The 24566-nt window shown below is 68.5% G+C and carries 16 protein-coding genes; 6 read left to right on the top strand and 10 right to left on the bottom strand.

The features are described 5' to 3' along the window. The first annotated feature begins 24 nt into the window (after positions 1-24). Together MPPM_RS14895 and MPPM_RS14890 are read left to right on the top strand one after the other, a co-directional pair. Positions 25-297 carry a hypothetical protein gene (locus MPPM_RS14895; RefSeq protein WP_096485709.1) on the top strand — a complete coding sequence of 91 codons (273 nt, stop codon included), beginning with the start codon at positions 25-27 and terminating at the stop codon, positions 295-297. Positions 298-351: 54 nt separating this feature from the next. Continuing rightward, on the top strand, positions 352-681 hold the full coding sequence (locus MPPM_RS14890) for a YnfA family protein (RefSeq protein WP_096485708.1): 330 nt from the start codon (positions 352-354) through the stop codon (positions 679-681). A gap of 18 nt (positions 682-699) precedes the next feature. Here the strand turns inward: MPPM_RS14890 and glgB are convergent, their stop codons facing one another. From glgB to MPPM_RS14855, 7 genes are all read right to left on the bottom strand, one after another. Beyond that, the gene (gene glgB / locus MPPM_RS14885; RefSeq protein WP_096485707.1) at positions 700-3057 is read right to left on the bottom strand and encodes a 1,4-alpha-glucan branching protein GlgB; all 2358 of its coding nucleotides are present in this window, start codon (positions 3055-3057) and stop codon (positions 700-702) included. Positions 3058-3127: 70 nt separating this feature from the next. After that, complete coding sequence (treS, locus tag MPPM_RS14880) at positions 3128-6394, bottom strand: maltose alpha-D-glucosyltransferase (RefSeq protein WP_096485706.1); 3267 nt, start codon at positions 6392-6394, stop codon at positions 3128-3130. Positions 6395-6564: 170 nt separating this feature from the next. Next, positions 6565-9939: a maltotransferase domain-containing protein gene (locus MPPM_RS14875; protein WP_096485705.1), complete on the bottom strand. Its 3375-nt coding sequence runs from the start codon at positions 9937-9939 to the stop codon at positions 6565-6567. 138 nt (positions 9940-10077) lie between these two features. Further along, complete coding sequence (locus tag MPPM_RS14870; protein WP_096485704.1) at positions 10078-15003, bottom strand: malto-oligosyltrehalose synthase; 4926 nt, start codon at positions 15001-15003, stop codon at positions 10078-10080. 26 nt (positions 15004-15029) lie between these two features. Beyond that, on the bottom strand, positions 15030-16835 hold the full coding sequence (treZ, locus tag MPPM_RS14865) for a malto-oligosyltrehalose trehalohydrolase (RefSeq protein ID WP_096485703.1): 1806 nt from the start codon (positions 16833-16835) through the stop codon (positions 15030-15032). 253 nt (positions 16836-17088) lie between these two features. Further along, on the bottom strand, positions 17089-17568 hold the full coding sequence (locus MPPM_RS14860; protein WP_096485702.1) for a DUF2852 domain-containing protein: 480 nt from the start codon (positions 17566-17568) through the stop codon (positions 17089-17091). Positions 17569-17643: 75 nt separating this feature from the next. Beyond that, entirely contained in the window at positions 17644-18270 is a 627-nt protein-coding gene (locus tag MPPM_RS14855; protein WP_096485701.1) for a TetR/AcrR family transcriptional regulator, read from the bottom strand. A 222-nt stretch (positions 18271-18492) separates the two neighbouring features. Between MPPM_RS14855 and zigA the strand changes: the two genes are divergently transcribed. From zigA to speG, 3 genes are all read left to right on the top strand, one after another. After that, on the top strand, positions 18493-19713 hold the full coding sequence (gene zigA / locus MPPM_RS14850) for a zinc metallochaperone GTPase ZigA (protein ID WP_096485700.1): 1221 nt from the start codon (positions 18493-18495) through the stop codon (positions 19711-19713). A 5-nt stretch (positions 19714-19718) separates the two neighbouring features. Next, complete coding sequence (locus tag MPPM_RS14845; protein ID WP_096485699.1) at positions 19719-20012, top strand: hypothetical protein; 294 nt, start codon at positions 19719-19721, stop codon at positions 20010-20012. 82 nt (positions 20013-20094) lie between these two features. Further along, the gene (gene speG / locus MPPM_RS14840) at positions 20095-20643 is read left to right on the top strand and encodes a spermidine N1-acetyltransferase (protein ID WP_003598947.1); all 549 of its coding nucleotides are present in this window, start codon (positions 20095-20097) and stop codon (positions 20641-20643) included. Positions 20644-20708: 65 nt separating this feature from the next. Here the strand turns inward: speG and MPPM_RS14835 are convergent, their stop codons facing one another. Together MPPM_RS14835 and MPPM_RS14830 are read right to left on the bottom strand one after the other, a co-directional pair. Beyond that, complete coding sequence (locus tag MPPM_RS14835) at positions 20709-21122, bottom strand: hypothetical protein (RefSeq protein ID WP_096485698.1); 414 nt, start codon at positions 21120-21122, stop codon at positions 20709-20711. A 113-nt stretch (positions 21123-21235) separates the two neighbouring features. Further along, positions 21236-22084 (bottom strand): hypothetical protein, encoded by an 849-nt coding sequence (locus tag MPPM_RS14830; protein WP_096485697.1) that lies wholly within the window; start codon positions 22082-22084, stop codon positions 21236-21238. 369 nt (positions 22085-22453) lie between these two features. Between MPPM_RS14830 and MPPM_RS14825 the strand changes: the two genes are divergently transcribed. Next, entirely contained in the window at positions 22454-23488 is a 1035-nt protein-coding gene (locus MPPM_RS14825; RefSeq protein WP_096485696.1) for an aspartate-semialdehyde dehydrogenase, read from the top strand. Between the two features lie 356 nt (positions 23489-23844). On the opposite strand, the gene MPPM_RS14815 is transcribed toward MPPM_RS14825, so the two are convergent. Continuing rightward, the gene (locus MPPM_RS14815) at positions 23845-24498 is read right to left on the bottom strand and encodes a CatB-related O-acetyltransferase (RefSeq protein WP_096485695.1); all 654 of its coding nucleotides are present in this window, start codon (positions 24496-24498) and stop codon (positions 23845-23847) included. Positions 24499-24566 lie beyond the last annotated feature (68 nt).

Below are 24566 nucleotides of genomic sequence, written 5' to 3'. Positions count from 1 at the left end.
CGCGAAACCTTTGCGGGGCGTTCGATGTCGGAACTGGAGACGAAGCGCGCGGCGATCGCCGACCTGCTCGCGCGGATCGAAGGGCTCGATCCGCGGAACCGTGCGGTCATCGACCAGCGGGTTGAGACGGTCATGGAGGGCTTCGATCCCGGCGCGCCCGAGCCGTCCGAACCGGCGCGGGCCGATCTGCACCGCATGATCCGCGACTACCGCGACCTGCGGGATCTGCCGGCCGACCGGGCGAATGTCCGGCTCGCCGAGAAGGGCGAGGTGTTCGCGCCGGAGGACGACGCGTAAGCACGGCGCCGATACCGGCTTGGCAAAGCGGGGAGCCCGCGCCAAGCGTTGCCGATGAGCAAGACCCTTCTCGCCTATTCCGGCGCCGCGCTGGCGGAGATCGCCGGCTGCTTCGCCTTCTGGGCGTGGCTCCGCCTCGGCAGGTCGGTGTGGTGGGTCGCGCCGGGGATGGTCTCGCTGGCGCTGTTCGCGTGGCTGCTCACCCTGGTCGAGAGTGAGGCCGCGGGCCGCACCTACGCCGCCTATGGCGGCATCTACATCGTCGCCTCGATCCTCTGGCTTTGGAGCGTCGAGGGGCACCGGCCGGATCGTTGGGACGTGACCGGCGGGGCGATCTGCCTCGCCGGCATGGCGGTCATCCTGTTCGGTCCGCGGGGCGGCTGAGCCGCCCCGCCCCCGCGATCAGCCCTCGCGGATCAGGATCAGCGTCGCCAGCGGCGGCAGGGTCAGGCTCAGGGAATAGGGCTGGCCGTGGCTCTGCTCGGCCTGAGCCTGCACGCCGCCCATATTGCCGACATTCGAGCCGCCGTAACGCTCGGCGTCGGAGTTGATCGCCTCGCGATAGTAGCCGGCCGCCGGCACGCCGACGCGGTAGCCCTCACGCGGCACCGGCGTGAAGTTCGAGACGACGATGGCGACCTCGCCCTCCGCCTTGCCCTTTCGGGCCCAGGCGATGACCGAGTTGTCGGAATCGTCCGCTACCAGCCACTGGAAGCCGCCGGGCTCGACGTCGCGGGTATAGAGCGCCGGGGTCGAGGTGTAGATGTGGTTGAGGTCGCGGATCAGATCCTTGACGCCGCCATGCAGGGGATCGTCGAGGAGGTGCCAGTCGAGGGACTGGTTATGGTTCCACTCGCGCTCTTGGCCGAACTCGCCGCCCATGAAGAGCAGCTTCTTGCCGGGATGGCCCCACATGAAGCCGAAATAGGCGCGCAGGTTGGCGAACTTCTGCCACCGGTCGCCCGGCATCTTGCCGAGCAGCGAGCCCTTCCCGTGCACCACCTCGTCGTGGGAGAGCGGCAGCACGAAGTTTTCCGAGAAGGCGTAGAGTAGGCCGAAGGTCAGGTTGTGGTGGTGGTAACGCCGGTGGATCGGATCCTCCGACATGTATTTCAGGGTGTCGTGCATCCACCCCATGTTCCACTTGAAGCCGAAGCCGAGGCCGCCGGTATAGGTCGGGTGCGAAACGCCCGGCCATGAGGTCGATTCCTCGGCCACCGTGATGGTGCCCGGCGCGTGGCTGTAGGTCGCCTCGTTGGTCTTGCGCAGGAAGTTGATGGCGTCGAGATTCTCGTTGCCGCCGTACTGGTTCGGGATCCACTCGCCCGCGCGGCGCGAGTAGTCGAGGTAGAGCATCGAGGCCACCGCATCCACGCGCAGGCCGTCGAGGTGGTAGTGCTCCAGCCAGAACCGGGCATTGGCCGTGAGGAAGGCCGACACCTCCGTGCGGCCGAAATTATAGATGTAGGTGCCCCAATCCTGGTGGAAGCCCTGGCGCGGATCGGCATGCTCGTAGAGATGCGTGCCGTCGAACAGGCCGAGGCCGTGCGCGTCGAGGGGGAAGTGCCCCGGCACCCAGTCGAGCAGCACGCCGATGCCGGCCTCGTGCGCGGCGTTGACGAAGGCGACGAAGTCGTCGGGCGTGCCGAAGCGGCTGGTCGGCGCGAACAGCGAGACCGGCTGGTAGCCCCAGGAGCCGTCGAACGGATACTCGGTGATCGGCAGAAGCTCGATATGGGTGAAGCCGAGTTCCTTGACGTAGGGGATCAGCCGCTCGGACAGCTCCTTGTAGGTGAGGTAGCGGTTGCCCTCGCCCGGCACGCGGGCCCAGGAGCCGAGATGCACCTCGTAGACCGACATGGCGGCGTGGCGCGGGTCCTTCTCGCCGCGCGTGTCCATCCAGGCGTTGTCGTGCCATTCCGGCTCGTTCAGACCCTGGAGCACGGAGGCCGTCTGCGGCGGGTGCTGGCCGCGGAAGGCAACGGGATCGGCCTTGAGCGGCAGCAGCGCGCCGTCGGGGCCGCGGATCTCGAACTTGTAGTTCTGACCGGCCTTGAGACCCGGCACGAACAGCTCCCATACGCCGCCGTTCAGCCACAGCCGCATCGGGTGGCGCCGGCCATCCCAATCGTTGAAGTCGCCGACCACGCTGACCCGGCGCGCGTTCGGCGCCCAAACGGCGAAGCGGAAGCCGGCAATGCCGTCGAGTTCGCCGGCATGCGCCCCGAGCACGCGGTAGACGAGATTGCTGCCGATCTGGCGCAGACCCTCGATCTCGCTCTGTTCGAGGGAGGGGCCGAAGCCGTAGGGATCGTGGCGGCGGGTGCTGCTGCCGTCCCAGGCCTCGACCTCGATCTCGTAGAGGGGGCGGCCCTCGCTCTTCACGCTCGCGACGTAGAACCCATCCGGGTGGACACGCTCGAACGGAATCGTCTGCCCGCCGGTGAGCAGGCGGGCGGCCTTGGCCTCGGGCAGGACCGCGCGGACCTCCCAGGTACCGGGGGCGACCTGATGCGGTCCCAGAACGCCGAAGGCGTCGCCGTGGTCGGCCGCCATGACGGCGGCGACGGCATCGGGGTGGAGGTGGCCGTCGCGGGGTTGCGCGGCGGGGCGGCCCACGCGGGGCGCCCCCCCATCGCCGCCCAGCGAATCCGCCGACCGGGGCGCGCGGGGCGCCTCGGTCGATCCTGACCTGTTCGGGACGTTGGCGGCCGCCTGCCCCTCGTTTCGGGCCGCGGCCTTGTCGTCCAGAGCCGTCATCCAGTCACCTCTTCCAGGGATTCGCTCTCGGGCCGGGGCGGGGATTCAGCCCGGCGCGAGAGCGCGATCGTCACACCGAAGCGCGGTCGCGCTTGGCTTCATCCAGTATGTTGAGAACACCCCGTGCCGGGATTTCGATCCAGTCGGGGCGGTTGTTGACCTCGTAATCGACCTCGTAGAGCGCCTTGGTCAGCAGGCTCAGACGCAGCAGGCCGCGATGCGTCTCCGCATCCTCGACCGCCGCCCGGCTGCCGGCCACCGCCTGCCCGTAGCCGTCGAGGAACGCTGCATCGATCATGCCGCGCCACGCGATCGCCGCGTTGCGGGCCCGCTCCTCGCTGTCGCCGAAGCGGGCCGTGATCTCGCGCACCACCGTCTCGGCACCATAGGCGAAGGAGCGCAGCATGCCGGCCACGTCCCGCAGCGGCGTCGATTTCGACCGCCGCTGCTCCACCGGCCGCGAGGGCTCGCCCTCGAAATCGACGATGATGAGATCACCCTCGGAGGCGAGGACCTGGCCGAGGTGATAGTCGCCGTGAATGCGGGTCTTGGTGGCACCCCGCAGCGGGCCGGCGGCCAGTTCGCTGATGAGCGCCTCCACCTCGCCGCGGCGGGCGGCGAGTGCCTCGCTGGCGGAGCCCGGAGACCATGCGGTGATCGCGTCGAGCCCCTTGAAGGCGCGCGCCGCCTGATGGCGTGCGTCGTCCGCCAGGGCGGCGAGATCCGCCTCGCCGAACGGCTCGACCGCGAAGGCCGGATCGTCCGTGTCGATGGCGAAGGCCCGGTGCAGCTCGGCCGTGCGCTGGCCGAGCAGGATCGCCCAGCGCAGATGCGCGTTGAAGGCGTCCTCCGGCGTCGGCGCCTCGCTCTCGGGGGCGAGCACGACGGTCTCGAAGTCGCGCCGCAGGCCCTCCAGCATCAGCGTCCAGGCATCGCCCTGGTTGAGGACGAACTTCTGGAGCAGTGCCAGCGCCGTGCGGGTGCCGTCCTCGGCCACGTGCTCGACGACGCCGAGGAGCGCGGGCGTGTTGGCGAAATGCGCCTGCTCGGTGAGGAAGCGGCCGATCTCGATCTCCGGATGCGTGCCGGGCTGGAGGCGGCGCAGGAGCTTGAGCATCATCCGCGCGCCGATGGCGATGGAGGTGTTGCTCTGCTCGGCCGAGAGGCGGCGCACGTCGGCGGCCTCGAACGGCACTTCGGGGTCGTAGGCCGAGGTCGTCGAGAAGATGATGCTGCCGCGCTCGGACGGGATCGTCACGCCGTCGCGCATCGCCTCGATCAGGGCGACCGTGAAGGGCGCTGCGGCCGCGGCCTCGTAGAGCAGGCCGGTGCGCGGCCCTCGGCGCACGCGGGCGACCGCATGGTCCATCAGCGCCTCGTCCTCGCGGCCCTCCTCGACGGCGAGCGGGACGAAGTAATCCTGGCGTTCGCCGTTGGCGAGCGTCACCGCCACCCGCGGCAGCAGGAACTTGCCCTCGCCGGTGGCGTCCTTGACGATCGCGCTGTCATCGACCTGCACCGACTTGATGCGCGAGCCCTTGGCGCCGAACCAGCGGCGTGAGCCGATGAAGGGCGGTGCCACGGTGCGCTCGAAGGCGGTGCGCTCGCGGCCCTTGATCAGGGTCTCGACGCCGCCGGTCAGCACCAGGGTGAACAATTCGGGGCTCTGGGGCTGCGGGCCGATCTCACCGGTATTCGCGACCGAAAGCGAGAACCAATAGAAGCCGTAGGCTGGGAGCGTGAGCAGGTAGGGCAGCTCGCCGATCGCCGGGAAGGCGGTGCCGCCGGTCAGCTCGATCGGGATCGCGCCGCGCAGGTCGGACAGGTCGAGCTGCACCGCCTGCGGCGCTCGCGACAGGTTGGCGACGCAGAGGATGCGCTCGTTGTCGTGCTCGCGGATCCAGGCGAGCACCTTGCGGTTCGACGGATAGAGGAACTGGATCGCGCCGCGCCCCAGGGCGACCGAATTGTTGCGGATCGCGATCATGCGCCGCGTCCAGTTCAGCAGGGAGGTCTGCGCCTGGATCTGCGCCTCGACGTTGATCGCGTCATAGCCGTAGATCGGGTCCTGGATCGAGGGCAGGAACAGCTTCTGCGGGTTGGCCCGCGAGAATCCGCCGTTGCGGTCCGGCGACCATTGCATCGGCGTGCGCACGCCGTCGCGGTCACCGAGATAGATGTTGTCGCCCATGCCGATCTCGTCGCCGTAATAGAGCACCGGCGTGCCGGGCATCGACAGGACGAGGGACTTCATCAGCTCGATCTTGCGCCGGTCGTTCTCCAGCAGCGGCGCGAGGCGGCGGCGGATGCCGAGATTGATGCGGGCACGCCGCTCGGCGGCGTAGAACGACCAGAGGTAATCGCGCTCCTCCGCGGTCACCATCTCAAGCGTCAGCTCGTCATGGTTGCGCAGGAAGATCGCCCACTGACAGCCCTCCGGGATCTCCGGGGTCTGGCGCATGATGTCGGTGATCGGGTGCCGGTCCTCGCGCGCGATCGCCATGTACATCCGCGGCATCAGCGGGAAGTGGAAGGCCATGTGGCATTCGTCACCGTCGCCGAAATACTGCGCCGTTTCCTCGGGCCACTGATTGGCCTCGGCCAGCAGCATCCGGTCCGGGTAGCTCGCATCGAGCGCGGCGCGGATCGCCTTGATGACGTCGTGGGTCTCGGAGAGGTTTTCGCAGTTCGTGCCGTCGCGCTCGATCAGGTAGGGGATCGCGTCGAGGCGCAGCCCGTCCACGCCCATGTCGAGCCAGTAGCGCATCACCTCGATGACCGCTTCCAGCACGGCCGGGTTGTCGAAGTTCAGGTCGGGCTGGTGCGAGTAGAAGCGGTGCCAGAAATACTGCTTGGCGACTGGATCCCAGGTCCAGTTCGAGACCTCGGTGTCGAGGAAGATGATGCGCGTGTCGCTATATTTGTCGTCGGTGTCCGACCAGACGTAGAAATCGCGCTCGGGTGACCCGGCCGGCGCCTCGCGGGCGCGCTGGAACCAGGGGTGCTGGTCCGAGGTGTGATTGATGACGAGCTCGGTGATGACGCGCAGGCCCCGCTCGTGAGCGGCATCCACGAAGCGGCGGAAATCCTCCATCGTCCCGTAGGACGGGTTGATGTCCCGGTAGTCGGCGATGTCGTAGCCGTCGTCGCGCAGCGGCGAGGGATAGAACGGCATCAGCCAGATCGCCGTGACCCCAAGGTCGCGGACGTAGTCCAGCTTCTGCGTCAGGCCCTCGAAGTCCCCGATCCCATCGTTCGACGAGTCGAAGAACGACTTGACGTGGATCTGGTAGATGATGGCGTCACGGTACCACTGCGGATCGCTGCGATCGATCATCCCGTCGCTGCCTCACGTCACTTTCGAGAGCGGAACCGGGCCCTGCGGCGCCGGACTGCGAGCTTCCTCGGCTCGCTTCTTGGCGAGAACACGACGGTGACCGCCGCATCCCGCCCGATCTAGAGCGCCCCGCGCCGAAAGTGGAGGCCGCTTCGGCACGGGACGAGCCGTCAGGTGCGCCGGGGCCGAATCCGCCAGACGATGGCCGAGCGGTCGGCGGGATCCAGCGCGATCCGGTGGTTCTTGCCGTAGAGCTCGAACTTGTAGCCCAGCAGCAGATCCTCGACCTCGACCGCCCCGTCGTCGGGCAGGCCGAGCAGCCAGAGCGGCACCTCGTAGGTGCATTCCTGGCGGTTCTTCGGGTCGAGGTTGACCATCACGAACACGCAGTTGTCGCGCTCCGGCGTCACCTTCGCGTAGGCGATGATGTTGTCGTTGCCCGCCCCCGTGAAGTGAATGTTCCGGAAGTCCCACAGGGCCGGGTTGTCCCGGCGCGCCTGATTGAGCTTGATGATGTGATCGCGGATGTTGCCGGGGCGGTGATAGTCCCAGGCCTTCAGCTCGTACTTCTCAGAGTCGAGATACTCTTCCTTGCCCGGATAGGGGGCGGCCTCGCACAGCTCGAAGCCGTTATAGATGCCGTAGATCGAGGAGAGCGTCGCGGCCAGCGTCGCGCGCACGATGAAGCCAGGCCGGCCGCTGGTCTGGAGATAGTACGGATTGATATCCGGCGTATTCGCGAAGAAGTTGGGGCGATAATACTCGCCCATCTCGCCGGCCAGCTCCAACGCGTACTCGGTCAGCTCAGCCTTCGTGTTGCGCCACGTGAAGTAGGTGTAGCTCTGCTGATAGCCGGCCTTGGCGAGCTTCTTCATCATCTTCGGCCGGGTGAAGGCCTCGGCCAGGAAGATCGCGTCAGGGTACTGCGCGTTCACCTCGCGCAGCATCCACTCCCAGAACGGGATCGGCTTGGTGTGCGGGTTGTCGACCCGGAAAATGCGGGCGCCGTGGGCGCACCAGCCGAGGACGATGTCGCGCAGCTCGATCCAGAGCGAGGGCAGCGCACCGCCGTAGAAGTGGACGTTGGAGATGTCCTCGTACTTCTTCGGCGGGTTCTCGGCGAATTTCAGCGTGCCGTCGGGGCGCCACTCGAACCATTCGGGATGGTTCTTGATCCAGGGGTGATCGGGCGAGCACTGGATCGCGAAGTCGATGGCGACTTCCATGCCGTGGGCGTGGCTCGCGGCGACGAGCCAGCGGAAATCCTCCAGCGTGCCGAGTTCGGGATGCACGGCCTCGTGGCCACCCTCCTCCGAGCCCACCGCGTAGACCGAGCCGACATCGCCCGGCTGGGCCTTGAGCGTGTTGTTCTTGCCCTTGCGGTTGGTCTTCCCGATCGGGTGGATCGGCGTGAAGTAGAGCACGTCGAAGCCGAGTTCGCGGATCTCCGGCAGGCGCCGGATCACGTCTTGGAAGGTGCCGTGGCGGTTCGGATCGCCCGATTGCGAGCGCGGGAAGATCTCGTACCAGGCCGAGAACCGGGCTGCGAGGCGATCGGCGATCACCGGGATGTTCACGGGATAGCGCGAGAGGTTCACCCGCTCGGCGTTCCGCCGGATCAGCGACATCGCCTCGGGTGCTAGGATTTTTTCGAGAATCACGGACGAGCCTTCGGGCTCGGCGGCGAGCGAGCGGATCAGCGCGTCGAGCCGCTGCTTGTCGGCGCCGCTCGCCAGATCCTCGGCGATCTGTATCAGCTCGACGCCCTCGATCGTCTCTAGGCGCACATCCACGCCGGCATCGCGCTTCTTGAGCGTGTCGCGGACCCAGGAGGAGAAGCCGTCGCGCCACGCCTCGATCGTGAACTCGTAGCGGGCGTTCTTCTCCAGCGGGAAATGGCCGGCCCAGCGGTCGTTGTCCACGAACACCATTGGGTCGCGCCGCCACGTCTCCTCGCCGACGACGCGCGACAGGATCGCCGCGTTGATGATCTCATGCCCGTCGGAGAAGATGTCGGCCTCGACCCGCACCTGCTCGCCGACGACGCGCTTCACCGCTGAGCGGCCGCCATCGATCTCCGGCGTCACGGCCTCGATGACGACGCGGCCCTTGCCCTCCGGCACCGTCGGGGGCGGCGGAGCGGCGACCTTGGCGCGCTCGGCCACGAGGATGCGCAGCTCGCCCGGCTGAAGATCGATGCTGGCTCCGGGATGGAAGGCGATCGGCTCGGCGTCGGGCGTGCGGTCGTTGAAGGTGCCGAGCTGGCCGCCGGTGCGCTCGATGAGGCGCCCGGCATCGACCGGCGCCGGCGTGTCGCCCGGATTGAACAGGATCAGCGTCGCCGAATGCGCCGAGGCCGGATGGCCGGTATCCGTGCGGAACAGGGCGGTGAAGGGCGCGTCCGGCGCCGAGAGACGCATCTGCGCCCCCTCCACATTCGCCGCCGGGATCTCGGCCTTGAGCGCGTTGATCGCCGCCACGTAGCCGGAGATGTCGATGCCGGTGTCGTGCTCGCGCGAGCCCGGCGTGGTCTCGACTACGTGCAGCGCGCGGCGATAGCCCCACTCGTAGCCGATCGGCATCAGCACGCCGGCGGAGAAGAAGGCCGAGAGGGCGTAGCGCGTCCTCAGCTGCCGGGCGACCGCCTCCGCGCCGCCGGGGATGTCGGCGGCCAGCCGCGCCATGTCGTGGTTCTCGGGGAAGGCGATGGAGGGCGCGACCACCCGTAGCCGGTCATACTGCTCCAGGGCCCATGGCGCCTTGAGATTCCACCACGCGAAGGAGTTGAACAGGTAGTCGAAGCCGGCGCCGGCGGTCGCCTGCGCCTCCTCGAAGGTGCAGCCCAACGTCTCCGCCGCGAACAGCGTGTCCGGCTCGCGCCCCTTGGCCGCCTGGATCAGGGCGCGCCAGACCTCCGGAGGCACCTTGTAGGCGGCGTCACACCGGAAGCCGCGCACGCCCAGGCGCTGGAGCCGGCCGATATAGCCGTCGAAGATGCGGACCAATTCGTCCCGGGCATGCCCGGAATGATAGTCGAGCTCGATCAGGTCGCCCCAGACCGTGCGCTTTGAGGGATCGTCCGGGTCGATCGCCGCCGGGCTCACCGGCTTGCCCTCGGCGTCGCGCACGAACAGGTCCGGCCGCTCGTGGAACAGGCGGGCGTTGTCGGCGGTGTGGTTGATGACGAGATCGCTCATCACCGAGACGCCGTGCGAGTCCGCCGCCCGGCAGAAGCGGGCGATCTGCTCGTCGTCCGAGGTGCCGTCGCCGTCGCGGAAACGCTCGTCCAGGCGGTCGAGATCGGCCACGGCGTAGAGGCTGCGCGAGCCGCCGGTCTGGTGGAAGGGGTTGAGATAAACCCAGTTGAAGCCGAGTTCGGCAATCCGCGGCAGCTCCGCCGTCCAGGCCGAGACCGTCCCGACCAGAAGCGGGAACAGGTTGTAGATGCGCGGCCCCTCCGCGCGCGGGGCGAAGGCGGCGGGCAGGGCCACGGTCTCCGCGCCGGTCCGGGTCGCGGGCGCCATCGCGGTGTTCGGTGCGTTCATGGATCGCCTCCGTCTTATCGCTTCTCGCCGAGCGCGTTCTGATAGATCGAGGCCGCGGGGCGCCTCTCGCGAAACCCCCGCCGACCCGGGATGGTCACGGCCTGGACGGCCGATGAGCGGGCCTCTCGTGCGGCCGCCTCAGGCGGCCCGCCGCAGCACCACATAGGGCAGCGCCGCGAAGAGCCGACCGAGATCGAGCCGATCGCTCTCCGCGGCGAGTTCGCCGCCGCCGATCACGTCCACCCATCGGCTGCCCTCCGGCACCTTCAGGACCGTTCCGGCGAAGGCCTCGCCCGACCAGCCTGATTCGGGCGTCAGCCGTGCGACAAGGCGGGGCACCGCCACCAACAGGTCGTCCTCGCCGGAGGTCGCCGCAGAGCGGGTGAAGGCGATGATGTGGTCGGAGCGCGCGCCCTCCGCGGCGAGCGGCCGGTAGTCGGCATCGGCGTAGAAGGCCGGGCGCGCCGCACGGTCGGCGAGCAGGCGCGCCAGGGTCGCCTGCTTCACCCGCCCGTCCGGCCAGGAGCCGATCAGCTCCGACGGCGTGCCGCCGGCCTCCAGAGCCTGGGCCCGCTCCTCGTAATCCACCGGCCGGCGATTGTCGGGATCGACGAAGGAGAAGTCCCAGAATTCGGTGCCCTGGTAGGTGTCGGGGATCCCCGGCAGGGTGCATTTGAGGACGGTGCGCCCGAGCCCGGCGATCATGCCGAGGAAAGCGAGGCGCCGCACCAGCGGCCGAAACCGGTTCAGGCAGTCCGAGCCGGGGGTGACGAGCGCCGCGAAGAGCGCGTGGACCGCGCCCTCGTAGCCTTCGTCGACATTCACCCAGCTCGACCGACGCTTGCTCTCGCGCAGAGCCTTCTCGGCGTAGGCATCGAGACGCTTGCGAAAATCCTCGATCTCCTCCGCGTCGTCGCCTTCCAGCAGCTCGAGCGGCCATGCGCCGAGGATGGCCTGGAGGAACATCCACTGATCGTTCGGGTCCGGCGCCGGCTCGCCCTCGACCTGCTTGATGTGCGGCTCGGAGGCGCGGCGCCACGTATCCCAGGCCCGCGCCCACTCTTCCGGCAACTCGGACAGGGCGAGTTGGCGCGAGCGGGCATCCTCGCCGCGCTTGGTGTCGTGGGTCGCGGTGGTGATCATCGCGTTCGGCCAGTCGCGGGCTCGGGCGGCCTGAAGCGCGTGGAAATGCTCGGCGTCGATGCCGTACTCGCCGGGATCGCCGCCGACCTCGTTGAGAGCAAGCAGCTCGACGAAGCGGTAGAACAGCGTGTCTTCCAGGCTCTTGGCCATCACCGGACCGGTGAGCTGCTGGAAGCGGCGACGGAAGCGCAACACCACCTGCTGGTCCGGATGCCCGGCCCCACCGAGATCGAGGCGGCCGAGCAGGGCATCGGCGGCGAAATCGTGCACCGAGCGGTCCGGCAGGGCGCTCCAGCGCTTCGCCTTGCGAACGGCCCCCTCGATCAGCCGCACGTCCTCGGCCTCGATCTCGGTCTCGTCGAGATCGCCCGGCAGGTAGGAGCGGTAGACGGGAAACCGCGCCACGATCTCGATCAGCGCCCGGCGGATGGCGTTGGTGGAGAAGTCGCGGGTGCGCCGGTCGGAATCGGCGATCTGCTTGAGGTCGCCGGTCATCACCTCGAGTTCCGAGGCGAAGCTGATCTCCAGAATCTCCGCCTTGGCCGCCCGGAACTGGAAGCCGTAGGGCTCGTCCATATCGGTGGCCCACCGATAGAACTTTTCGATGCGCGGCTTCAGCGCCTGATCGACGAGGATGCCGTCGAGCTGGTTCAGCACGTCGTAGCCGGTGGTGCCGGCGACCGGCCAGTCGCGCAGCTTCTCGCCGGGCTCCAGAATCTTTTCGACCACGATGTAGAAGCCGGGTCCGACGGCCGCCTGGAGCGCGCGGGCATAGCCGAGCGGGTCGGCCAAACCGTCGATGTGGTCGATGCGCAGTCCGTCGATCCGACCCTCGCCGATCAGGCGGAACAGCAGGTCGTGCGAGCGGACGAACACGTCCGACAGCTCGACGCGCAGGCCCGCAAGCGAGTTCACGTCGAAGAAGCGGCGGTAGTTGATGTCGCTCGAGGCGATCCGCCAGTGAGCGAGGCGGTAGGATTGCTGTTCGAGCAGCCGGTGCAGCGGGCCGAAGCTGTCGGGATAGTCGCGGTTGCCGTTGAGGAGATGCAGCGCCCGGTAGATCGAGGCGGCGATCTGCGGCGAAGCGCGCACGGCGCCCGCGAGCTGGCGCTTCAGCTGCTCGGCGGCCTCGGGCATGGCCCGGCGGCGCTCGAGATTGGTCTCCTCGCCCATGGTCCGAAGGCGCTCGGTGATCGAGAGCACCTCCGCCGACATGTCGTCGCCGATCTCGCCCAGAGCCGCGAGCGCCCGGTTGAGGATCGTCGGGTATTGCAGCGGGCAGATCGGGAACTGGTGCTCGTAGTGCCAGACGCTGAAGGCGCCGGCCGCCTCATCGAACTTCAGCTCCAGCGTGCCCTTCTCCAGCGCCTCGCCGTAGCGCTCGCCGAGGAAGGGGATGACGAGCTTGCCGTTGGCGCCGAGCCGCTCCCAATCGATATCGAAGGCGTTGGCCGCGGGCGACAGCCCACCCCATTCGAGCACCGAGAGCCACCACGGATTGTCGGCCCCGCCGACGCCCATGTGGTTGGGGACGATGTCGAGAAGCAGCTTCAGCCCGTGCGCGTGGAGCGCGTCGGTGAAACGGCGGAAGCCTTCCTCGCCGCCGATCTCCGGGTTGATCTGCGAGTGATCGACGATGTCGTAGCCGTGGGTCGAGCCCGGCCGCGCCCGCTGCAGCGGCGAGGCGTAGACGTGGCTGATCCCGAGCTTGGCGAGATACGGGACGATTTTTTCCGCATCCGCGAAGGTGAAGCCCTCGTGGAATTGCAGGCGGTAGGTCGCCCGCGGCGGGGCCGAGGCGAGCCGCGCGGCACCCGAGCGAGGCCCGCGCTCCTCCGCCGAGAGGGCGGCGGCGAGCTTCGCCAGCGGGCCGCCCGGGGCAGCGATGGCCTCCAGATTTCGGTCGAGCTTGCGCCGCCAGTTCGGGTAGCCCTCGGTTGAGCCCGGCACGTTGGCCTGGGAGAGTTCACCGACCACGTCCTCGTACTGCACTGCGGTCAGGATCGAGGGCGCGCGGGCGAGATAGCGGGCAGCGGCCTCGAACGGCGCGTGCTCCGGCGGCTCGGAACTCGGCAGGAGCTGCTGCGCAGCCAGAGCCTCCGACAGGCGCCAGCGCTCGGCGACGCGCTCAGTGCGCTCGGCCTCGGCCCGGTCGGCATCGTAGAGGCCCAGCGACTGCCGGGTGTCGGTATCGACCCCGCGCCACCAGCCGACGAAGGTCGGCAGATCGTGTGTGGTGATCGCGGTCAGCGCGTCCTTCGGGTAGGCTTCGGGGGCCTTGAAGGCGCCGCCGTGCTCGCGCTCGAAGGCGAGGATACGGTAGCTGAGGATGCCCGACTGCATCAGCGCGTCGGAGAAGCCCTCCGGCGCGGTGCCGAGATCCTCGGCAATGACGAGGCATTTGGCGCGGTGGCTCTCCAGCCGCAGCACCGCCAGCATCGGCTCGAACGGCATCGCCACATAGGCGCCCTCGCGGGCGGACTTGCCCAGCGGGATCAGGAACAGGCGCGCGAGCTGGAAGGCGTGGTCGATGCGGATCGCGCCGGCATGGCGCATGTTCGCCTTCACCAGCGCCCGGAAGGCCTTGAGACCGTCGCGCTCCGTTTCGAGCGGATCGAAGGCCGGCAGGCCCCAATCCTGGCCCTTGGGGGCGAGGAGGTCCGGCGGCGCGCCGATGGAGACGCCGTTGGCGAAGCGCTCGGGGTGAGACCAGATCTCCGAACCGCCCCGGTCGGCGCCGACCGCGAGGTCGCGGTAGAGCCCGAGCCGCATGCCGGCCTTGAGCGCCATCTCAGAGGACGCCTTGAGCTGGCGATCGGCGAGGTATTGCAGGAAGATATGGTAGGCAATGCGCTCGGCATGTTCGCTGGCAAAGGCCCGCACCGCGTCGGTTCCGGCGCGGCGGTACTCCTCCGGCCAGTCGCCGAGCCAGTGCGCGCCCTGCTTCCGGAAATGCTCCGAGAGCGCGTCGAAGGTGGCGTGCGATTCGAGGTTCTCGCCCCCCTCTTCGCGGAACGCGGCGAAGCCGGCATCCTTGCCGGCCCGCGCAGCCGATCCCTGCCAATAGGCTTCGAGGATGGGGGACAGCACCTCCCACACGCCGGCATGATCGACGAGGGAGGTGTCGCGCAGAGCCTCGATCCGGATTCGGTGCTGCTCCAAGAGCGCGGCGGCGGGGCTGTCGGTAAAGCCCGGTAGCGCGCCAGGCTCGATGTAGAGGGTTTCGAGGAACAGCCGCGAGGACGGCGAGTAGGGCGAGATTTTCGCCCTGTCGGTCGGGAACAGGGCATGGGCCGGGCTGAGGCCAAGGAACGAGGCGCCGCGTAGGGCCGCGTCGCGGGCGGCGCGGCCGGCATCGGCGTAGGTGCCGATGCCGAGATTGCTCGGCGAGCGAAGGCCGTAGAGCTGGGCGGCGAGGCCCCAGTCGCGGGCGCCGTCCTCGGCATAGGCGCGGGGACGCCAGCATTTCTGCGGGGCGGCGACGATCCAGGCCTGGGCCCGCCGGTCGCCGACGGTGATGGTGAGCTGGTGATAGCCCGGCGTCAGCGGCGGCAGATCGAAACCGGCGCCGTCCTCGGAAGCGGTCAGCGTGGCGCGGCCCTCGCGGGAACGGTCGTGCTCGTCGACGAGCCGCCATGCCACGGCGCCGGAGGTCACGCCCATCCGCACCGGCACGCGCACGCCGCGGCGTGCTTCGGCCGCCAGCAGCGGCGGGATCACGTTGGCGCGCACCGCCTCGACGGCGGCGAGGCTGCGCCGGATCGCGTCGTCGTCGCCCGCGGCGAAGCCGAGGGCCTCGAGCATGCCGCGGCGGACATCGAGGGGGGTATCGACCCGCTGCCCGAAGGCATCGGTGAATCCGTCGGCGATGCCGACGAGGTCGGCAAGGCGTTCGAGGGCAGTCACGTCGGAATCACTCACGGCGGAAGAATTCGGGTTCGAAGAACTCACTTGGCGCCCCCGATCAGGAACACGCCGGTCCAGGTCGGCAGCTGCAGGGCCTGCCGCGAGCCGCTGTTCGACCAGATCACCTGACCGCCGTCCGCAACCGCCGAGAACTCGTCGTCTCCGACATTGACGACGAAGCGCAGCCAGCCGTCCTCGTAGCGCCAGGTGCAATCCACCACGCCCGGCGCCGGGATCTCGGCCTTGGCGCCGAGGAATCGGCTCTTGCTGAGCGGCACGACGCTCTGCCGGCGGATCTGGAGCAGGTTACGGGTATCGGCCCAGATGGCCCGGTGCGGTTCGGTCTCGGCCTCGTCCCAATCGATCTTCGAATCCTCGAAGGTCTTGGCCTCGGTTGGATCGGGGATCACCGATGTGTCGTCGGCGAACGCCGCGAAGCTCTTGAACTCGCGGCGGCGCCCCTCGCGCACCGCCTTGTTCAGTTCCTCGTCCGGCGCGAAGTCGACGAAGAACAGGAACGGCGCGGTGGCCGACCATTCCTCACCCATCCACAGCATCGGGATCTGCGGCGCGAGCAGCAGCCCGGCGCGCGCGAGCGCGAGCTTCTTCGGGTCGGCGAGGTGGCTCAGCCGCTCGCCGAGCGCCCGGTTGCCGACCTGATCGTGGTTCTGGAGGAAGGTGACGAAGGCCGAGGGCGGCAGATGGGCCGAGGGCTCGCCGCGAGGATGGTTGTCGAGGGTCGGGAACGGCTCGCCCTGATAGGCAAAGCCCTCCGCGAGGCAGCGGGCGAGATGCTCCACGGGCTTGTCGGCGAAGCTCTCGTAATAGCCGGCATCCTCGCCGGTCATCAGCACGTGCCAGCAATGGTGCAGGTCGTCCGCCCACTGCGCGCTGTGGAGGACCGGCAGACCCTTCTCGTCGCGCTCCAGCCAGCGGGCCTGGTTCGCCTCGTTCTCCAGGATCAGGTGAACGTGCCGATCCGGAAAGGTCTTGCGGATCGTCTCACCGAGTTCAGCCAGGAAGTGTTTTTCGGAGTCGTCGAGGATCGCGTGCACCGCGTCGAAGCGGATGCCGTCGAAATGGTATTCCTTGAGCCAGTACAGCGCGTTCTCGATGAAGTAGTCGCGCACGACCGGGCCCGATTCCGTCCCGTCGAAGTTGATGCCGGCGCCCCAGGGCGTCTGATGGCGCTCGGTGAAGAAGGTCTTGGCGTAGGCGTGAAGATAGTTTCCGGCCGGGCCGAAATGGTTGTAGACGCAATCGATCAGCACCATCAGGCCCTTGGCATGGGCGGTGTCGATCAGGTGCTTGAGCTCGTCCGGGCGGCCATAGGCGGCATCCGGCGCGTAGGGGAGCACGCCGTCATAGCCCCAGTTGCGGGTGCCCTTGAAGTCGGCGAGCGGCAGAAGCTCGATGGCGGTGACGCCGAGATCGACCAGATCGTCGAGCCGCTTCTCGAGGGCGGCATAGGTGCCCTCGGACGTCGCGGTGCCGACATGCAGCTCGTAAACGACGGCTTCTTCCCAGGGCCGCCCCGTCCACTCGCCGTCCGACCACGCGTAGGCGTTGGGGTCGATCACCTCGGACGGCGCCGACACATCGTCGGGCTGGAAGCGCGAGGCGGGATCCGGCACCACCAGATCGCCGTCGATTCGGAAGCCGTAGCGCGCGCCGGCCTTCACGCCCGGGATCACGGTGCGGCGCCAACCCTCCCCGGCATCGGGAATGGGATGATCGGTCCCGTCCACGACCAAGGTCACATCCGCGGCGGTCGGAGCCCAGAGGGCAAACCGCACACCGTCCTCGGCAAACTCGCTGCCGAACCGCATCGCATGGGCGCGCCGCATCAGGCCACCGGTCTCCGCTGGAGAAAAGGAATCGATCGTCGTTCTGGCTGGCGGGCGTTTCCTGTGTCTCACAAGGCGCCCGGGCTTCGCTTGTTCCCGGTGGCGGCAGTTATGGCGGCTTGGACCGGCGACAACCGCCCAGTGTGACGGAATCGCTGCACCGCACGCTCTTTGTTCTCCAACGCACAAAGGGCCCCCCGCCTGCCGGCGGGGAGCCCTTCTTCCGATCAGATCTCAGTCGGGATTCGGACGATCAGGCGTTGATCGTCGGACCACCGCCCTCCGAGCGGCGCTTGGCCATGAAGGCGTCGAACTGCTCGCGGTCCTTGGCCCGCTTCAGCTCCTCGACGAACTCGGCGAAGGCGCGGCTCTCCTCCTGGAGGGCGCGGCGGCGCGCCTCGAGGCGTTCCAGCTCGGCCCGGCGATACTCCTCGAAGGCCCAGTTGCCGGAGGTGGCACCTGTGCCGGAAGAGCCCGTGGCCGCCTCGAAGGCGCGGGCGAAGCGCGACCGGCCGGAGCCGCCCGCGAAGCTGAAGCTGCCGTTGTTGGCGAACTCCTTCATCCGGCTGAGCGCGGGATAGCCCGCGATCTTCCAGGCGACGTAGGCGACCGCCACCGGCCACCAGTAGATGAAGGCGACGACGATGGCGCCGATTTCGAGCGAACGCTTGGGGAAGGGACCGCTGCGGTGAGACGCGCCGCAGGACCAGGGAGAGGTGGAGGACGTGTTCACGGCTGAGGACTCCGGGGTGTGAATGTGAACAACATTCACATGCGGGTCCGCCTCGGCCGTTTCAAGGGCCGGGACTCAGGGCTTTTCCGTCCCCCGGCCGCCGGCCCCATGGACGAGGGCCAGGACGCCCGCACGCAGCAACTCGTACTTGTCCGGACCGGGCTTTGGCAGCTGGCCCGCGGCCGAGAGCGTGGCGATGCCGTGGGAGAGCGCCCAGACCTCCAGCGCGAGGAAGCGCGGATCGACGCCGTCGAATCCGTCGGGGAAGGTCGAGCGCAGAGCCTCGACGAGGAGGTCGAACGGGTTCGGCCTGTCCGAGGCCGGCGCGGGGACGGCGTGGCCGCGCACCTCGAAGATCGCCGCGTAATAGCCCGGCTCCTCCTCGGCGAAGGCGAGATAGGCTTCGCCCATGCGGGTGAAACGCTCCAGCGGTGTGCCGCGGCCGGCCAGAGCCCGCGCCAGCCGGTCGGCGAGATCGGCAAAGCCCCGCCCCGCCACCTCCTCCAGCAACGCCTCGCGGCCGCGGAAATGACGGTAGAGAGCGGCCGGCGTCACACCGACCAAGCGCGCCGCGTCGACGAGGGTGAAGCCGCCAATGCCGCGCTCGGCGATGAAGCGGCGCGCGGCCTCGATCAGCGCCTCCTTGAGGTTGCCGTGATGGTAGCTGCGCCGGTCGCCCGGTCCCTCCCGCCAGGGTCGCACCCGTCCCCTCCTCCTCGCTGGCCGCACGCCTGCAGTGACAACCGGCGAAGCCTCGCATCGGTCACGTGCCGCAGCGGCCCTTCGTTCAGGCTGATCTCGCTCCCGGCCTTTTCTCCCGAGTCGGTCTACGAGTCGACCATCTTTTCTGCCGGCACGGCTTGACGACAGGCCACAGATGCAACGTTATAAAATAACATCTCACCCGCTGCCCGACGGACGCCCATGTCTCAGACCGATGCCCGCCTTCCCGTCACCGTCCTTTCCGGCTTCCTCGGCGCCGGCAAGACGACGCTCCTCAACCATGTCCTCAACAACCGCGAGGGCCGGCGCGTTGCGGTGATCGTCAACGACATGAGCGAGGTGAATATCGACGCCGACCTCGTGCGCGAGGGCGGCGCGGGCCTGTCGCGCACCGACGAGCGGTTGGTGGAGATGACCAACGGCTGCATCTGCTGCACCCTGCGGGACGACTTGCTCGCCGAGGTGCGCCGCCTCGCCGCCGAGGGCCGCTTCGACTACCTGCTGATCGAGGGCACCGGCATCGCCGAGCCGCTGCCGGTGGCCAGCACCTTCTCGTTCCGTGACGAGGCTGGCAAAGCGCTCAGCGACGTGGCGCGGCTCGACACCATGGTGACCGTGGTCGATGCAGTGAACCTCCTGAAGGATTACGGCTCGAACGACTTCCTGCGCCAGCGCGGCGAGACGGCAGGCGCCGACGACGCCCGGACCCTCGTCGATCTCCTCGTGGAGCAGATCGAGTTCGCCGACGTGGTGGTGATCAACAAGGCCCGCGACGTCGCGCCGGCCCAACTCGACCTCGTGCGCTCGGTGGTCCGCGGGCTCAACGCAGATGCGCGCATCGTCGAGGCGTCACACGGCAAGGTGCCGCCGGAGGCCATCCTCGATACCGGCCTGTTCGACGAGGAGAAGGCGCAGGAGCACCCGCTCTGGTTCAAAGAACTCTACGGCGCGCACGAGCACGTGCCGGAGACCGAGGAATACGGCATCGGGTCCTTCGTCTACCGGGCGCGGCGCCCGTTCGATCCCGAGAAATTCCAGGCCTTCGCCAACACGACCTGGCCGGGCCTGATCCGGGCGAAGGGCCATTTCTGGCTCGCGACCCGGCCGGACTGGGTCGGCGCGTTCTCGCTCGCCGGCGCCGTCGCGCATATCGGCGCGATGGGCTTCTGGTGGGCGGCGGTGCCGCGTCAGCGCTGGCCCGAGGAGGCTGTGTTCCGCGAGCGGCTTCACACGGTGTGGAGCGAGGTGTGGGGCGACCGGCGCCAGGAACTCGTCTTCATCGGCCGCGGGATGGACCGCGAGGCGATCACCACCGCGCTGGATGCCTGCCTCGTCGGCTCGGCGGAGATCCGGCACTTCGATCCGTCCGCCTACTGCGACCTGCCCGATCCCCTTCCGGTCTGGCGCCGGGCGGTCGCCTGATTCCCATGGGCCTCATCAGCCTGAAGGATTGGCGCACCCGGTCGGCCGGACTGGCGCGGGCGGCAGCAGAGGCGAAATCCGTGCTGCGGCCGGCACTGGCTCTGACGGAGGCGGACGCTCTCTCCGTCAATGAAATCGTCTGCGCTGACCCCGGCTGTCCCGACCGGGAAACGGTGGTGCTGGTGATGCGGGTCGGTGAGCCGACGCGGGCCCTGCGCTTCCACGGCCCGCTCGACGAGCTCGACGCCGCCGCCGCCCGCAGGTTGGCGGAGGAGGAGACCTGCCTTCGCGCGGTTTGAAGCCGGCTTTCATCATTCCGTCTTGGTCGGCATGGGAGTAGGCCGGAGGCCAACCCCATCCGAACCGGCCCCGAGTGCGGAAATGAGTATCAAACTGCGACCGCTGGAGCGCGAAGACCTCCTCTTCGTGCATCAGCTCAACAACAACGACAGCATCATGCGCTATTGGTTCGAGGAGGCTTACGAATCTTTCGCCGAACTGGCGCAGCTCTACGAGCGCAACATTCATAACCAGACCGAGCGGCGCTTCATCATCGCCACGGAGCGCGGCGAGCCGGCGGGCATGGTCGAGCTGGTGGAGATCAACCACCTGCATCGGCGCTGCGAGTTCCAGATCGCGATCCACCCCGATCATCAGGGCAAGGGCTACGCCAAGCGAGCCACCCGCATCGCCATCGATTACGCCTTCAAGGTGCTCAACATCCACAAGCTCTATCTGCACGTGGACAAGGACAACAAGCGCGCGGCCGGCATCTACGAGAGCTGCGGCTTCCGCCCCGAGGGGATCTTGCGAGACGAGTTCTTCGTCAACGGCCGCTACCGCGACGCGGTGCGCATGTGCCTGTTCCAGCCCCACTACCTCGCCGAGCGCGGTGCGGGCGACGTGGCCGAGCCGGTGCTCAAGACCTAAGCGGCCCCGTCGAACGAAAACGGGCCCCAAAGGGCCCGTATCCATCCGCCGATCGGACAGAGATCCTACCGGTACGGGTTGCCGTAGCGGGCGACGTAGGAGGTCGGGTCGATCGCGTCGACGGCCGAGAAGTCGACGTTGCGGATCGCCGTCGAGCGGGCGCCGATGAACGGGCCGTTGGTGATCGGATCGGGCAGGATGCCGGCGCCGAAGCGGTCGTTGCGGCCGTAGACCGGGTTGAGCTGGTTCGAGGCGGCGATGAAGGCCGGATTGGTGGCCGGGTTCGAAACGGAGCCGTTGCCCGGCTCGACCACGTTGCCGGCATCGAGCCAGGAGCGCGGGCGAATGCGGATCGGCAGCGGCTGGCTCACGCGCACGTAACCGGGATTGCCGTAGGGGCCCTGCGCCTCCGCACTGGTTCCGAAGCCGATCGCGGTGAGGGTCATGGCGCCCAACAGGGCGAGCTTGGAAAAGCGCATGGCGTACCTTGTCGTGTGAGAGGCGACTGTACGGGCCGTTCGTTAAGAATCCCGCTTGTTGCAGAGTAGACGTTCTGGCGTGGCCGTTGTTCCCGAAATATGGCCGCGCTTCGTCATTTTCGCCGCGTTTTTGCCGCATTGTTTCTAGGCGGCTCCGCGGCCGCCGCGACGGCGATCGAGCCGGTGCTGTCACCCGGCGGCGCCATCGCCGCTTCCTCGGCTCGGCACGCGCTCGCCTCGGGGAAGGCATCGGCGCCGAGCGTCGCCGTCACGCGGCCCGCAAGCGCGATCCGATCGATGGCGCAGGCGACGGAGCGCGGTTCCGGCGCCTGGCCGAGGATGCCGCAGAGCCAGCCGTCGAGGCTCACCGCCTTCAGATCGAGACTGCGAAAGCCGGTGCAGCCGCGCTTTCCCGCCGCCGCCAGCGTGGTCTCGACGGTCTCGAAGCTGCCGAGGCGGGTCGCCACGATGCCGCGCTCGCCAGTACGCAGGATCGACAGGCCGCGCCCGTCCGCCGCCCGGCGCACCAGCGTCACGAACAGACTCGGGCCGGGATCACCTGGGCCGCCCGCATCGGTGGCGGTGACGAGGAGATAGGGCGCCTCGATGGTATCGAACGCGCCCTGGCTAACGCTGTCCTCGCGCTGCCCGTTGCCGGAATTCCAACGCGTTGGCTCGGGCTGCGGCCGCAGCTCGGCCGCGTCCTCGCGCAGGGTGAGGAGCGGCTCGGTGGCGGCGATGGCCCGCCGCGCGCCCTCGGCCGCCCGCGGCGGCTCGCTCCAGGCGCTGGACGGCTCGGGGGCATTCATGCGGTCGCGTGCCACGAGGGAGAGGCTGGCGATCAGCGCGGCGCTCGCCGCGAGCTTGGCCGCGACCGGCAGCAGCCGGACCGGCGGGGAGCGCGGCGGATCCTCGAAACGATCGTCGAAGCGATTTTGAGCGTCGTCCGGGTAGGGGAGCATGCGCAGGCCTTCATCGGGTCCGCGGGGCTGCGGGAGCCCTCGCCGTTGCCCGATCTCTGCCGCGCCGCCGGCCACCAGAGGGTTGCGCGGGCGCCGTCTGTCCTCGGCTTTCTCGCGCGATGGTGAATCGCCGGTTGTGTTTCGCGCGTCCTGTCAGGCCGGCGGTGCGAGCATCCGCGCACGCCTCTTGACAGGCCGGCGCCCGAGGCATCTTGCTCCCGGCGCCTGGCGAGCCCACCTCGACGACGAATCGGGGCGGGTTCTTCAGCCTATGGAATCTTCCCGAATGACGGTCTCGCGCGGTGCGTCCGCCGGCCATGGGAAGAGGCGGGCCGGTGTCATTCCGCCCGCGCAGCGGAGTTTGGTGAGATGGGTTACAAGGTCGCCGTCGTCGGAGCCACGGGCAATGTGGGCCGCGAGATGCTCGACATTCTGGCCGAGCGCGCCTTCCCGGCCGACGAGGTCGTGGCGCTGGCCTCCAGCCGCAGCCTGGGCCAGGAAGTCTCCTTCGGCGACAAGATTCTCAAGGTCAAAGCGCTCGACACCTACGACTTCTCCGACACCGACATCTGCCTGATGTCGGCGGGCGGCGACGCGTCCAAGGAGTGGAGCCCGCGCATCGGCCAGCAGGGCTGCGTGGTGATCGATAACTCGTCCGCGTTCCGCTACGACGCCGACGTGCCGCTGATCGTGCCCGAGGTGAACGCCGACGCGGTCGTGGGCTTCACCAAGCGCAACATCATCGCCAACCCGAACTGCTCGACCGCGCAGCTCGTCGTCGCGCTCAAGCCGCTGCACGAGGCGGCCACCATCAAGCGCGTCGTGGTCTCGACCTACCAGTCCGTCTCCGGCGCCGGCAAGGACGCCATGGACGAGCTGTTCAGCCAGACCCGCGCCGTTTTCACGGCCGGCGAGGTGGTCACGAAGAAGTTCACCAAGCGCATCGCCTTCAACGTCATCCCGCACATCGATGTGTTCATGGAGGACGGCTACACGAAGGAAGAGTGGAAGATGGTCGCCGAGACCAAGAAGATGCTCGATCCCAAGATCAAGCTCACGGCGACCGCGGTTCGCGTCCCGGTCTTCATCGGCCATGCCGAGGCGGTGAACGTCGAGTTTGAGCGTCCGATCACGCCGGAGCAGGCGACCGAGATCCTGCGCTCGGCCCCCGGCGTGCTGGTGATCGATAAGCGCGAGAACGGCGGCTACATGACCCCGCACGAGGCGGCGGGCGAGGACGCCACCTACATCTCCCGCATCCGCGAGGACGCCACGGTCGAGAACGGCCTGAACTTCTGGTGCGTCTCGGACAACCTGCGCAAGGGCGCGGCACTGAACGCGGTGCAGATCGCCGAGGTGCTGGTGAACCGCAAGCTCCTCAACAAGGCCAAGCAGGCGGCCTGACGCCTCCATCCTCGCAGGACTGCAATCAAGCGCCGCCCTTATCAGGGCGGCGTTTTCTTTTCGCTCGAGGACATCTCTTCGGTGCTGCCGAACAGGCAGTATCGAGACATTCCCCTCGATCAACGTCCGTGGGTATAATTCCCACACAAATCGGAAACAATCGGGCTTCAGAACGGCACGATGTGCCGACCGGACATCCTGCTCATGGCCCGACGCCGCGAAGAAACACAGCCGCGGCCGACCCTCCGCGAAGGTCTGCTGGTGGGGCTCCTCCTGTTCTGGATCGCCGCGGTGCTGGCCACTGAGCACGGGCCGATGAAGCTGACGCCACCCCTGATCCCCTACGGCACCGGCGATCAGCCCTCCCGCGCCGCCATCTCCAGCGCGGCGATGTCGCCGCCGCCGATCAGGGGCAGGTGAGCGGTGATCCGCTCGATCGGCCAGTTCCACCACGCCACCGCCTGCAGCCGCGCGGCGTCCTCGTCCGAGAAGCGGCGGCGGACAACCTTCGCGGGGTTGCCGGCCACGATCGTGTAGGGCGGGACATCCGCCGCGACGACCGAATGCGCCGAGATCACCGCCCCGTCGCCGACCGTGACGCCCGGCATCACGGTGCTCCGGTAGCCGAGCCAGACATCGTTGCCGATGCGCGTGTCGCCCCGATTCGGGAAGTCCAGCTCGCCCGCGACGCGGCCGATCCAGTCGCCGCCGAAGATCGGGAAGGGATAGGTCGAGAGCCCGTCGAGGCGGTGATTGCCGCCGTTCATCAGGAAGCGCGTGCCCGCGGCGATGGCGCAGAACTTTCCGATGACCAAGCGGTCGCCGATGAAGGGAAAGTGGTAGAGGATCGCGTCGAGGAACGCCTGCGGGCCGGCCGGATCGTCGTAGTACCTGTAGGCGCCGACTTCGACATTCTCCGGCAGGTCGAGGTTGCGGATGAAGGTGACGCGCCGGTGCCCGGGCATCGGATGCAGGGCGTCCGGATCCGGTCCGGTCGTGGTGGCCGGCATGCTCCCCTCCCCTCTCGCGTGCGATTGAGGCGGTGTTTACAGCCGGAGATGGCCGGATCGCGGCACCG

The organism is Methylorubrum populi (genome assembly GCF_002355515.1).
GTDB classification, from domain to species: Bacteria; Pseudomonadota; Alphaproteobacteria; order Rhizobiales; family Beijerinckiaceae; genus Methylobacterium; species Methylobacterium populi_A.
This window is presented reverse-complemented; position numbering and strand designations above follow the sequence as displayed.

Excerpts from the sequence above, each read along its gene's own strand:
- MPPM_RS14830 (WP_096485697.1), bottom strand. The coding sequence starts at position 22,084 with ATGCTCCCCTACCCGGACGACGCTCAAAATCGCTTCGACGATCGTTTC.
- MPPM_RS14895 (WP_096485709.1), top strand. The coding sequence starts at position 25 with ATGTCGGAACTGGAGACGAAGCGCGCGGCGATCGCCGACCTGCTCGCG.
- MPPM_RS14845 (WP_096485699.1), top strand. The coding sequence starts at position 19,719 with ATGGGCCTCATCAGCCTGAAGGATTGGCGCACCCGGTCGGCCGGACTG.
- MPPM_RS14825 (WP_096485696.1), top strand. The coding sequence starts at position 22,454 with ATGGGTTACAAGGTCGCCGTCGTCGGAGCCACGGGCAATGTGGGCCGC.
- speG (WP_003598947.1), top strand. The coding sequence starts at position 20,095 with ATGAGTATCAAACTGCGACCGCTGGAGCGCGAAGACCTCCTCTTCGTG.
- MPPM_RS14875 (WP_096485705.1), bottom strand. The coding sequence starts at position 9,939 with ATGAACGCACCGAACACCGCGATGGCGCCCGCGACCCGGACCGGCGCG.
- MPPM_RS14835 (WP_096485698.1), bottom strand. The coding sequence starts at position 21,122 with ATGCGCTTTTCCAAGCTCGCCCTGTTGGGCGCCATGACCCTCACCGCG.
- MPPM_RS14815 (WP_096485695.1), bottom strand. The coding sequence starts at position 24,498 with ATGCCGGCCACCACGACCGGACCGGATCCGGACGCCCTGCATCCGATG.
- glgB (WP_096485707.1), bottom strand. The coding sequence starts at position 3,057 with ATGACGGCTCTGGACGACAAGGCCGCGGCCCGAAACGAGGGGCAGGCG.
- MPPM_RS14890 (WP_096485708.1), top strand. The coding sequence starts at position 352 with ATGAGCAAGACCCTTCTCGCCTATTCCGGCGCCGCGCTGGCGGAGATC.
- treZ (WP_096485703.1), bottom strand. The coding sequence starts at position 16,835 with ATGCGGCGCGCCCATGCGATGCGGTTCGGCAGCGAGTTTGCCGAGGAC.
- treS (WP_096485706.1), bottom strand. The coding sequence starts at position 6,394 with ATGATCGATCGCAGCGATCCGCAGTGGTACCGTGACGCCATCATCTAC.
- zigA (WP_096485700.1), top strand. The coding sequence starts at position 18,493 with ATGTCTCAGACCGATGCCCGCCTTCCCGTCACCGTCCTTTCCGGCTTC.